This is a genomic window from Paenibacillus sp. JMULE4 (genome assembly GCF_013337105.1).
In the GTDB taxonomy this organism is placed as follows: domain Bacteria; phylum Bacillota; class Bacilli; order Paenibacillales; family NBRC-103111; genus Paenibacillus_G; species Paenibacillus_G naphthalenovorans.
This window is the reverse complement of sequence record NZ_SGWF01000013.1, coordinates 258586-269194: the sequence shown is the minus strand read 5'-3', so window position 1 is coordinate 269194 and position 10609 is coordinate 258586. Positions and strand designations below refer to the sequence as shown.

Sequence of the window (10609 nt, the reverse complement as noted above, 5' to 3'; positions counted from 1 at the left end):
GAAACCGGGCTTAATGGACAGGTCTTGCACCGCAATACCATTGCGAATATGATCTATTCTCCATGGTTTATCGTATCTTATTTCTCCAAGATGATGACGCTGCTGCCGGGCGATGTCATCATGACCGGCACTCCCGGCTCGGTCGCGATCCGGGAAGGGGATGTGGCGGAATGCCGGATCGACGGCTTTGAAACGTTGAGAAATCCCGTAATCCGGGAGGCCTGATGCGTTATGCGGTGCAGGATGCAGGCGATAGATGATCATACTATCGGTTGGGTATGCGGCGTACAGACGGTTTGGCGAAAAGCTGCCCCGGTTGAAGCAGGGGGACAAAGACTACGGTTTTGTATTGGTTTATTTTCTTTTAATGGCAAGCATTTTGTTTACACTGGCGTTCGACAAGGTATGGCTGGGAAAGCCGCCATCGGGGTTCAGTCCGATTGCCTCGCTGCTGTCGCTTTTGTCGGCGGGGACAGGCTGGCAAGCGGCCTATTGGCTGTTTTACGTTTGCTGGTGGCTGCATCTCCTGATTCTGCTTGCTTTTCTGCTCTATGTGCCGCAGTCGAAGCACGCCCATTTGCTGTTCGCGCCCTTCGATATCGTATTAACGGGCACGGGCCCTCCCGGCAGGCCGTGTAAGCTGGATTTTTCCGATGAAACCGCAGAGGAATTCGGGGCGGGCAAGATTGAACACTTTACCAAGGGGCAGCTGCTTGACTTGTATGCCTGTGTGGAGTGCGGCCGATGTACGAACATGTGGAGATAAAGGATGTGTGCAAGCGCTTATCGTCTTTTAAAAAAACTACGGCGGCATGAATAACTAACAGGATCTTCCTAACGGTTTGTCGAAGTAATTACGGTCAAAATTTCCAAAGGAGTTGACCCGCATTGCTTTCCAAAAACCGTCTGCGTCCACAACGGAGAATATACTTTAGACCTGAACATAAGAATTGTCCTCACTGCCAACAGAAATTACGTCGTTCACATACAGCATGGAATAAGAAAATCGCCACATTGAAAGAAGTCGTTCACGTTTGGAGCATGGCCTACCATTGCGAAAATCCAGATTGCCCGAAGCCAGGTGTATACTACAAATCGGCGGAAGCAGAAGCAATAAGCATGAAGCATTCTCCTTACGGCTTCGACGTTGTTTGCCTAGTTGGTGAACTTCGCTTCAAACGGCATATGACCCGCAAGGAGATTGCGGATGAATTGAACGCGAGAGGTGTTCAGACATCCGAACGGAGCGCACAAAATCTGTATGAACGGTATCAAACATTGCTTGCTGCTAGTCTTACTGAACATACGAAGAAAGTGCTGGCTGAAGTCACAGAACAAAACGGCGGTATTATCTTGTCTATGGATGGCGTCCAGCCAGAGAAAGGCAATGAGACACTTTATGTAATTCGTGAAGTATTCAGCGGTACTGTCTTAATAGCAAAAAACATGAAAAGTGGTTCATCTGCCGAGTTACAAACGCTCATCCAACCGATCATCGAGCAAGGCTATCCGATCGTCGGTATTGTTAGTGATGGACAGCAATCCATTCGTCTAGCGATGGAGACGCTTTTGCCCGATGTGCCTTATCAATATTGCCAGTACCATTATTTAAAAGACATCGCGAAACCGGTTGTTGATGTCGATCGAAAGTTAAAGACCGAGCTCAAGAAAAGCATGCGCGGCATTCGTGAAGTCGAGCGGAAAATCGAACAGTCGGATTCACAAGAAGCAAGCATCGCGAAGGGTTACGTTGCTGCCGTACGTGCATTGCTCTTGGAAGACGGAAATCCTCCATTAGATTTACCCGGTATGCGTATCTATGAACAGGCCCAAGCCATTCAAGCGTCCCTTCAAAAATGCTTGGATAAAAAAGGGGGCCACCCTACTTCAAAACGTTTTCAGAATATTTAGTAAAGTCGATTCCCTTCAGCAACAATACGAGAAAGTCGCTCGCTGGATGAAGCCAATCCGTCACATTGCAGAAATCCTTGAACCCAGCATGGATAAGACAAGCAAGACAGTTGAATGGGAAATGACAAAGCTGTTGGATTGGGTTCGGCTTTCCTATACCGAAGAGAATGATCTGGAAATGGTTAACAATCTCCTTAGTTACAGCAAGGGATTCTGGAAGGGACTCTTCACTTGCTACGATCATTATCATGTGCCAAGAACGAACAACGATCTGGAACGCTTCTTCCGAGCTACGAAGACACGACACCGTCGGATGACCGGGCTACGCAACTGGAACGAATACATCTTACGGAATGGTGAGATGGTTGTGCTCGTTGATGATGGACTTAAACAGGAAAACCTAATCGCCCGTTTAAGGATGGTCGACTACACAAGCTACAAGAAACAGAAAGAAAAATGGAATAACCGGTTGAGCGATAGTGTTATGCGCAAACGGTTTAAACGCGATCCACAAAATTATCTTAAAAATTTAGAAAACCAATGGCTCAAATAACATGTATGTTATTCATGCCGCCGTAGTTTTTTTACCCATAACAATCCCCTCTCGTCGAAAATTCAGTCTGGTGGTCAGTGGATAAAACCGCCAAGAGCGAAATACCACTGTTCTCATTCTTGTTTTTCCTAGTATGGTTCGTTCATGATCCAAATATGCAAATACTTGGAATTAACGCACATTTTTTTACCCGCGTTTATTAGCGCTGTAGAGATTTTGGATTCCGGATCAAGCTTAAACTTATGACCTTTGATCGTCATAAAAATACACCCCTAGAAAGAATCGGAATAACCCGAAGGGGGGGTTCCAATGTCTATTCTAAGGGGTGCATTTCAGTGTTGATTAATTGGAGTTTTTTGCGGTATCCGTTATTTTTTGAGCAGAGCAAGGCGGTAAGCATATTCGAACAGGAATTCGAATGCTTCGAGATGCCGCTTCGCTTCGAAGGCGTTCGCTCCCCAGGCATAAATTCCGTGCTTACGCAGCAGGATACCGGGAATACGGGGGACAATCGCTCCTTTTACAAGCTTGGCAATGCTCGGAATGTCGGCGTAGTTGGGCAGAATCGGAATTTCGATTTGCGCTTCCTCTTCCCAAATGTTGAACGCCTTGATCAGTTCTACGCCGTCTACAGGTACGCTGCCGTGCTCTCCGTACAGCTCGGACACCAGGTTATTGAATACCGTATGTACATGAAAAATGGCGCCGCACCCGGTCGCACGGTAAATTTCACAGTGGATCAGCGTCTCCGCAGACGGCTTCAACCCGGTCGCTTCCATCGGCTTGCCGTTCTGGTCCACCAGCAAGTAATCGGAGGGGGTATGGACGGACTTGTCTTTTCCGCTGGAGGTGATTGCAAAAGCGAACTGATCCGGGGAGAACTCACCCGTGCGAATGGACAAATTGCCGCTTGTGCCCGGAAACCATCCCCGCTCGGCAAAAATCGTTTTGACTTCGCGAAGCTCGGCAAACGCCTGCTGCTTTTCTTCTAAACGAATGGCGTCGAAACTCAACGTGTTCTCATCTCCTCAAGCTGCTTAATGACATCGAAAAAATTTTCAAAGGGGTAATAATTCAAGTTCAGCTCCTTGCAGAGCTGCACCAAATGCGCGCGGGCAAAGACGATGTCCGCGAGCTTGGCCCCTTCAAAATCGGTGACGCTGTCTCCGATCAAAATGCGCTCGTATGACTCGGCAGGATATTGACGGATGATGGTCGTCTTGCACATGCCGCAGTCGTTTGAGCAATGCTCGTCGCAGGCATGCGGCCATTCGATCCGAATATGCGATCCGCTGAAGTCGCTGCCGTTGCAGTAAATGTTCTCCTGCGGGATCGGGAACTGCGACAGAACGGGGTAGACAAAAAAGTCGATTCCGCCGCTGGTCACCAGAAAATGCACGTCCTCGCGGCTGCAGTATTCAAGCAGCTCCCGAAATCCGGCGCGGATCGTTACGTTGCCTATGGCATAATCTACAACTTCCTGATGCATCGAAGTGGGGAGCAGGGCGAACATGCGCCCGACGCCTTCGCGAATCGATATCTTTTTGTGAATCACCTGATCCACGAGCGCGTCCCAGCCCGGAGGCTGAAAATGCTTCATGATCGCTACAATGTTGTCGTTCACCGTGATGGTTCCGTCGAAATCGCAAAAAATAATCCGATTTTTGCTCATTCCTTGATCCCCCAGGCGTCGATCGCCGCTTGCAGCTCCGCGTGCCCGTCAGCCGCATATTCGCGAAGCGGTCTGCCAGCCAGGCAGCCGGCGATGGCTTGACGGAAGGCGCGGCCTCCCGCCGCGGCGCCCATCGGATGCCCATGGACTCCGCCTCCGGCATTGACGACGACTTGATCGCCGAAATCCTTGAGGATCAGAGGCACGAGTCCGGGGTGAATGCCCGCAGACGGAACAGGAAAGCTCTGCGCCAGCGGGGCTTGTCCGTTTGCGGACAAGGCATATGCCGATGCGTCTGTGGTCAGCAGCGCTTCTTTGATCGCCATATTCTCTTCCCGCGGCATCACGACCGAGCCGTAAGGGGAGGGGAACAAGACGAGATCCGCTCCTGCCAGCCGCATCAGCTTGCCGAGCAGAACGCTGGCTGCGATCCCGTGATATGGAGACGGGTAGAACGCTCCTGCCATAGCCGGGTGGGCCATAATCGGCACGCGGATATCCGGATGCCGGCTTAACTCGGCCAAGGCATCGAAGCCGTAAGCCAGTACGTTGAAGAGCAGCGCATTCGCCCCGGCATCGATGGCTTTACGGGCCTGCTCAATCAAACCGAAGGTCGGGCCTGTCAGATTGACGGCATACAGCAGCTTTTGCCCGGTTGCTTTCTGTGCTTCCGCCGCGGCCTGCATGCAGGCCGCCACACGCCGCTCGATCGGGGTTAGCGGGTTCTCGAACAGGATTTCGTCGTCCTTAATCAAATCGACGCCGCCTAAGGCCTGCTGCAGGAACTGCTCGCGCAGGGCCGGAAGATCGTGGCCGATGACCGATTTGAAAATGCTCATTAACAGCGGCCGGTCGTGAATACCGAGCAGGTCGCGGACGCCCTGAATACCGTATCTCGGCCCGGGAAAGGCGGATAAGAAAGCTTCGGAGAACGAGAGATCGATCAGCTTGATGCGGCCGTCCATCGACAGCTTGCCGAATACCGTGACGAGCAGGGCAGGGATGTCGCGGCTGAAATTGATATCGGGATAAGCGATTTGAATATCGGCGTATCTTTCGGATGCGGACTCTCCGGCCGCAGGCTCATGAACCTCCACGCGAACTACGCGGCCCAAATGCTTTTCCATTTCGGCCTTGCGCGCTTGCGGCAGGTCTGTCCAGCTTCCGACGGTTAATCCGACGGCGATGCCAGCCGCTTTCTTATGAAAATCGGCTTTTTCGTCGTAGCAGCGATAGGTAGCTACGCAATATGCGCCATGGGTTTCCACATTCATTGCATGACACCTACTTTACTTGGTTTGGGAAGTGACGGAGGCGCTGATCGCCGCACCCAGCTCACCGGCGCGTTCGGCGGCGCGGAGCACGGCCTTCGCGACCGCTTCCGGGAATCCGTGACGATCAAGCGTCTCCAGCGCGGCCTGAGTCGTCCCGTTAGGCGAAGTGACCTTCCGGCGCAAATCGGCAGGATCTTCCCCGGTGGCCTGTACCATACTGGCAGCGCCAAGGACCGTTTGAACGACAAGCCGCCGCGCTTCTTCAGGTTCAAGCCCTCCCTGAACGCCGCCCTGGATCATGGCTTCCATCATATAATAAATGTAAGCCGGTCCGCTCCCGGAAACACCGGTAATTGTGTCAAGCAGCGGCTCTTCCACAGTGGATACGATGCCGGCCGATTCAAACATTTGGACGGCAAGCTGACGGCCTGCCGGCGTGACATTCGGGGAAAAACTCATTCCGGTCACCCCGAGGCCGATGGTGCTCGACGTATTCGGCATGGTTCTGACGATAGAGTAATCCGCTGCGTCGAGCAGTGTTTGCATGGTATCGATCGCCAGGCCGGCGATGACGGATACAAGCAGCTGCTCGGGCCTTACCAGATGCTTGATCTTGGACAGACCCTCAAGGGCATCTTTCGGTTTAAAGGCCAGAACGACGATATGCCCCGTTCGGATGGCGTCGTCTTTTTCCAATTCGTTGACGGAACTGCGGATGCCGTAACGCTCGCGGAGCTCTTCGAGCCGGGCGCGGTTAGAGCGGTTGATGACAAAAATATTTTCCCCGTGCACGCCGCCTTTGGTGATCAGTCCGCGAATGATCGCTTCGGCCATCGAGCCGGCTCCGATAAACGTGAATTTCATATGAGACAAGGATGAGGTCATCTGGGTTACTCCTTTACTGCGTGGAAAAAAGAGAGGCCAAAGGCATGCTCTTATCCACGGATTTGTCCGTTTCCGACAATGCGGAATTTGCTTGAGGTCAAGGCCGGCAAGCCCATTGGACCACGGGCATGCAGCTTCTGCGTGCTGATGCCGATCTCTGCGCCGAAGCCGAATTCAAAGCCATCGGTGAACCGGGTGGAGGCATTATGATAGACGGCGGCCGCATCCACTTCCGTGAGGAAGCGTTCCGCGTTGGCGGCATTCTCGGTGACGATACACTCCGAGTGCATCGTGCCGTGGCGGCGGATATGCTCCAGCGCTTCGTCAAGGCTGTCGACAACCCTCACATTGAGGATGTAATCATTATATTCGGTATCCCAGTCTTTATCGGAAGCGGCCGCGATGGACGGCACAAGCTTCCGTGCGGCCTCGTCGCCGCGCAGTTCCACCCGATGCTGTGTAAACTGTTCTCCAATGATTCCAAGATGACGCTCGGCGAATTTGCGGTGCACCAGCAGCGTCTCCATCGCGTTGCAAACCGAAGGACGCTGAACCTTGGCATTGATGGCGATCTGAAGAGCCATATCCGGCTGCGCGCTTTCGTCAATGAAGGTGTGACAGATGCCGGCTCCGGTTTCGATGACCGGTACAGTGGCGTTTTTCACTACATTTTGAATCAGCGAGGCCCCGCCCCGTGGAATCAGCACATCGAGCAGACCGTTGAGCTTCAGCATTTCGTCGACGGAAGAACGGCTTGGATCCATGATCAGCTGCAGCGCATCCGTAGGGACATCCGTTTGGGCCAGCGCGGCGTGAAGAACCTCCACTATACGTTTGTTAGAGTAAAGGGCGGATGAGCCGCCGCGCAGCACAACCGCGTTACCGGTTTTCAGGCACAAGCCCGCGGCGTCGACCGTAACGTTAGGACGGGCTTCATAGATCATCCCGATGACGCCGATCGGCACCCGCACCTTGCGGATCTTCAAGCCGTTCGGACGTTCGAACTCCTCCAGCGTATCGCCAATCGGGTCGGGCAGCGCTACGACCTGCCGCAAGCCTTCGGCCATGGCTTCGATGCGCTGGACGTTCAGCGCCAGCCTGTCGAGAAGGGACGTGGTGATACCGCTCTCCCTTCCGCGATGCAAATCTTCCGCATTGGCGGCAATGATCGAATCGGCTTCCTGCACCAGGGCATCCGCCATGCGCAGCAAGGCGTTATTTTTTTGCTCCGTTGTCAACAGATTCAGCTTCGGCGCGGCTTGCTTTGCAAGCCTGGCCTTCTCGACCACTTCGCTGGGAGCTAAAGTTTGATCCATGTTCGTCACGATGACCATCTCCTTTAGGATACGATTGATGAATGAACGGCACCGTTCATTTGACCGCTGTAGAGAGCGTAATCCATTCGTCCCGGTGAATGACTTCGATCCGGGAAACGTCAATTCTTTTTTGGACTTCTTCGGTGCTGAGACCCCGGACGGCTTGAAGCTGCCATGCGGCATAGTTCACGACACCGCGGCCGATCGTCCGGAGCGTAGGTCCGGCCACTTCAATGACGTCGCCGGGATGAAAGTCGCCTATAACTTCCTTGACGCCTGCCGGGAGCAGGCTTTTGCCGCGCGTTACCAGGGCAATCTCCGCGCCTTCGTCCACGATAACCTTGCCGTGCGGCTGAGAGTGAAAACCGAGCCACTGCTTTTTCATCGGGAGATTGTGCGCGCTCGTATCAAAGTAAGTGCCCTTACCCGTTCCTTCAACGGCAAGCAGCATATCGCCCGGGTCTGCGACGCGCCCGACGAATACGGGTACGCCGCCGCGCATCGCAATCCGGGCCGCCTCGACCTTGGAGCGCATGCCGCCGGTTCCGACCATGGAGCCGGAGTCGCCGGCGATGCTGTACACTTCCTCGTCAATCTCAGATACGCGGTCGATCCGTTTGGCCCCGGCGTTCTTGCGCGGGTCTGCCGTATACAGTCCGTCGGTATCGGTGATGATCACCAGCCTGCGGGCACGGACGAGATTGGCTACCAGCGCGGACAGGGTATCGTTGTCGCCGAATTTGAGCTCGTCGACGGAGACGGTATCATTCTCGTTGATAATTGGCAGGATGCCGTGCCGCAACAATTCCTCTATCGTCATCTGAGCGTTGTGGATTCGTTTACGGCTTACAAAATCGGAGCGGGTCAGCAGGATTTGTCCGACACGGATCTCATGCTGCCCGAAAGCCGCTTGGTAGGCCTGCATAAGCAGCGCTTGGCCGACGGAAGCGGAAGCCTGCTTCTCGTGCAGCAGCTTGGGACGTACGGTATAGCCCATTTCCCGAAAGCCTGCCGCCACTGCGCCTGAAGTAACAAGCAGCACAGCATACCCTTGTCTGCGGAGCTGAGCAAGCTCCGCGGCAAAAAACCGGATTTTGGCTTGGTTCAAACCGCCTTCATCGGAGGTGAGCGAGCTGCTGCCGATTTTGACTACAATCGTTTGCTGCATCTGGATCACTCTTTTCCTTACTTTGTCTTATCAATACAAAAAGGCCCCGTCCTGCTAAGGACGAAAGCCTCTACTTCCGCGGTACCACCTTACTTGATGAAAAAATCATCCGTCTCCGTCCCCGGTAACGGCAGGGAGTGCCGTCCAACTCTTCGTTGGCCGTTCAGGGGCGGGTTCGGAAGGCTCCACGGTAAATTCTCGCAGCCATCGGAATTTACTCTCTGGACGTGCAGGGGGCTTCCTACTAGTCCCGTCATAACGTTTGCTTTTCATTTAAGAATAACATGCGTGGTAAGGTTTGTAAAGGCGGGAAGCGCGGCCGCCCGGCCGCCGGCCGGATTATCCGAACAAACCGAGCGCTTGGATGCGTGCTATCGCTTCCTTGAGTCTGGCCTCCGTGCTGAGCAGGCCAAGACGGACATAGCCTTCCCCGTGTTTTCCAAAGCCGACGCCCGGTGCGACGACGATCTTCGCTTTGTCCAGCAGCATGTCGGCCAGCGATTCGGAAGAATACCCTTTGGGAACGGGCAGCCACGTAAAGAAAGATCCTTGCGAACGGTTCGCTTTCCAGCCGATGCTGTCGAGCGCTTCGAACAGGGCGTCTCTGCGGCTCTGGTAGACCGAGACAAGCTCCTTTACGCAATCCTGAGGGCCGGTCAGCGCCACGGACGCCGCTTCCTGGATGCCGCCGAACAGACTGCAGTAATAATGGTCCTGAATCAAATTGATCATCCGGACGACCTCGGCATTGCCCAGACAGAAGCCGACGCGCCAGCCGGCCATGTTGTACGTTTTGGAGAGCGTGTAGAATTCGATGCCTACTTCTTTGGCCCCCGGAGTCTGCAGGAAGCTGATCGGCTGCTGTCCGTCGAAGCCGATGGCGCCGTATGCAAAGTCGCTGGCCACTACAATGCCGTTCCTGGCGGCGAAATCGACGGTTTCCTTATAAAAGGAAGCGGGAGCGGTTACGCCCGTCGGATTATTCGGGTAGTTGATAAACATCAGTTTCGCTTTGTTGATCTCATCGGAAGACAGCGCACTGTAGTCCGGAAGAAAAGCGTTCGCTTCACGCAGCGGCATGAAGGCCATACGGGCTCCGGACAGCGCGACGCCGGACCAGTAATCGGGATATCCGGGATCGGGAACAAGACATACGTCTCCGGGGTTCAGCAGGCACTGCGCGATCTCGACAAGCCCGGTTTTGCCGCCGAACAAAATCGCCACTTCCTTTTCCGGGTCGAGCTCGACGCCGTAATCCTCCCTGTACCGCTTGGCTACGGCTTCTTTTAAAAACAAATAGCCGTTAAAGGGGGGATAGCGGTGGTACAGCGGATTTTCCGCAGCTTCCTGCAATGCTTTCACAATATGAGGAGGGGTTGGACGGTCAGGATTACCCTGTCCCAAATTAATAACGTCATGGCCCGCAGCGGTTTGTTCGTTCGCTTTGCGCACGAGCTTGGCGAAAAACTGTGTGGGCAGGTCAACAAGACGCTGCGCAGGTTGAATCGGAAAAGCGCTGACGGCGCTTTGGGCTGCATTATTCATTCGAAAGGTCACTCCAATGGGTTCAAAAATGGTTCGCAAACGCAAAATGATCCTGCGCTTCATATAGATGAAAGGCGGATAAAACTAATGTAACATGAAAAAACCTGCAGGTACAGAAGGTTTGCAAAACCATGAAGGAAAAGGACGAAAAATGAAATAAAAAATGATATAACCGGTCGGCTGACGGCATGTTTCTGCGATCTTCCCGTTCAGGATACACGAAACGTTGGCAGGAATGCGGCGAACAGCAGGAAACATGATCGGAGAAGAGAGGGGAATCGTCTT

At 53.7% G+C, this 10609-nt stretch carries 11 protein-coding genes; 4 read left to right on the top strand and 7 right to left on the bottom strand.

Annotated elements, in window-relative coordinates; translation table 11 throughout:
- From EXW96_RS12865 to EXW96_RS12850, 4 genes are all read left to right on the top strand, one after another.
- Window positions 1–225 (top strand): fumarylacetoacetate hydrolase family protein (locus EXW96_RS12865; protein WP_174350688.1); only part of this gene is annotated, 225 nt, incomplete at its 5' end.
- A gap of 31 nt (window positions 226–256) precedes the next feature.
- Window positions 257–766, top strand: coding sequence for a hypothetical protein (locus EXW96_RS12860; RefSeq protein ID WP_174350687.1), 510 nt, complete (start codon window positions 257–259; stop codon window positions 764–766).
- Window positions 767–1041: 275 nt separating this feature from the next.
- On the top strand, window positions 1042–1911 hold the full coding sequence (locus EXW96_RS12855) for a transposase (RefSeq protein WP_254611176.1): 870 nt from the start codon (window positions 1042–1044) through the stop codon (window positions 1909–1911).
- 46 nt (window positions 1912–1957) lie between these two features.
- Entirely contained in the window at window positions 1958–2464 is a 507-nt protein-coding gene (locus EXW96_RS12850; RefSeq protein WP_054820364.1) for a hypothetical protein, read from the top strand.
- Between the two features lie 368 nt (window positions 2465–2832).
- Here the strand turns inward: EXW96_RS12850 and mtnB are convergent, their stop codons facing one another.
- The 7 genes from mtnB to EXW96_RS12815 all read right to left on the bottom strand — a co-directional run bounded on the left by mtnB (window position 2833) and on the right by EXW96_RS12815 (window position 10324).
- Complete coding sequence (mtnB, locus tag EXW96_RS12845; protein WP_062407704.1) at window positions 2833–3477, bottom strand: methylthioribulose 1-phosphate dehydratase; 645 nt, start codon at window positions 3475–3477, stop codon at window positions 2833–2835.
- The gene (locus tag EXW96_RS12840) at window positions 3474–4136 is read right to left on the bottom strand and encodes a 2-hydroxy-3-keto-5-methylthiopentenyl-1-phosphate phosphatase (RefSeq protein WP_174350686.1); all 663 of its coding nucleotides are present in this window, start codon (window positions 4134–4136) and stop codon (window positions 3474–3476) included. Before EXW96_RS12840 ends, mtnB begins: the two co-directional genes overlap by 4 nt.
- A complete protein-coding gene (locus EXW96_RS12835; RefSeq protein ID WP_174350685.1) occupies window positions 4133–5410 on the bottom strand; it encodes a 2,3-diketo-5-methylthiopentyl-1-phosphate enolase in 1278 nt (425 codons plus the stop codon). Before EXW96_RS12835 ends, EXW96_RS12840 begins: the two co-directional genes overlap by 4 nt.
- Before the next feature lie 15 nt (window positions 5411–5425).
- The gene (proC, locus tag EXW96_RS12830; RefSeq protein ID WP_174350684.1) at window positions 5426–6295 is read right to left on the bottom strand and encodes a pyrroline-5-carboxylate reductase; all 870 of its coding nucleotides are present in this window, start codon (window positions 6293–6295) and stop codon (window positions 5426–5428) included.
- Window positions 6296–6345: 50 nt separating this feature from the next.
- A complete protein-coding gene (locus EXW96_RS12825; protein WP_171005936.1) occupies window positions 6346–7611 on the bottom strand; it encodes a glutamate-5-semialdehyde dehydrogenase in 1266 nt (421 codons plus the stop codon).
- A gap of 55 nt (window positions 7612–7666) precedes the next feature.
- The gene (gene proB / locus EXW96_RS12820) at window positions 7667–8779 is read right to left on the bottom strand and encodes a glutamate 5-kinase (RefSeq protein WP_074729677.1); all 1113 of its coding nucleotides are present in this window, start codon (window positions 8777–8779) and stop codon (window positions 7667–7669) included.
- Between the two features lie 339 nt (window positions 8780–9118).
- Window positions 9119–10324, bottom strand: coding sequence for a pyridoxal phosphate-dependent aminotransferase (locus EXW96_RS12815; protein WP_074729678.1), 1206 nt, complete (start codon window positions 10322–10324; stop codon window positions 9119–9121).
- Between the last annotated feature and the right edge of the window lie 285 nt (window positions 10325–10609).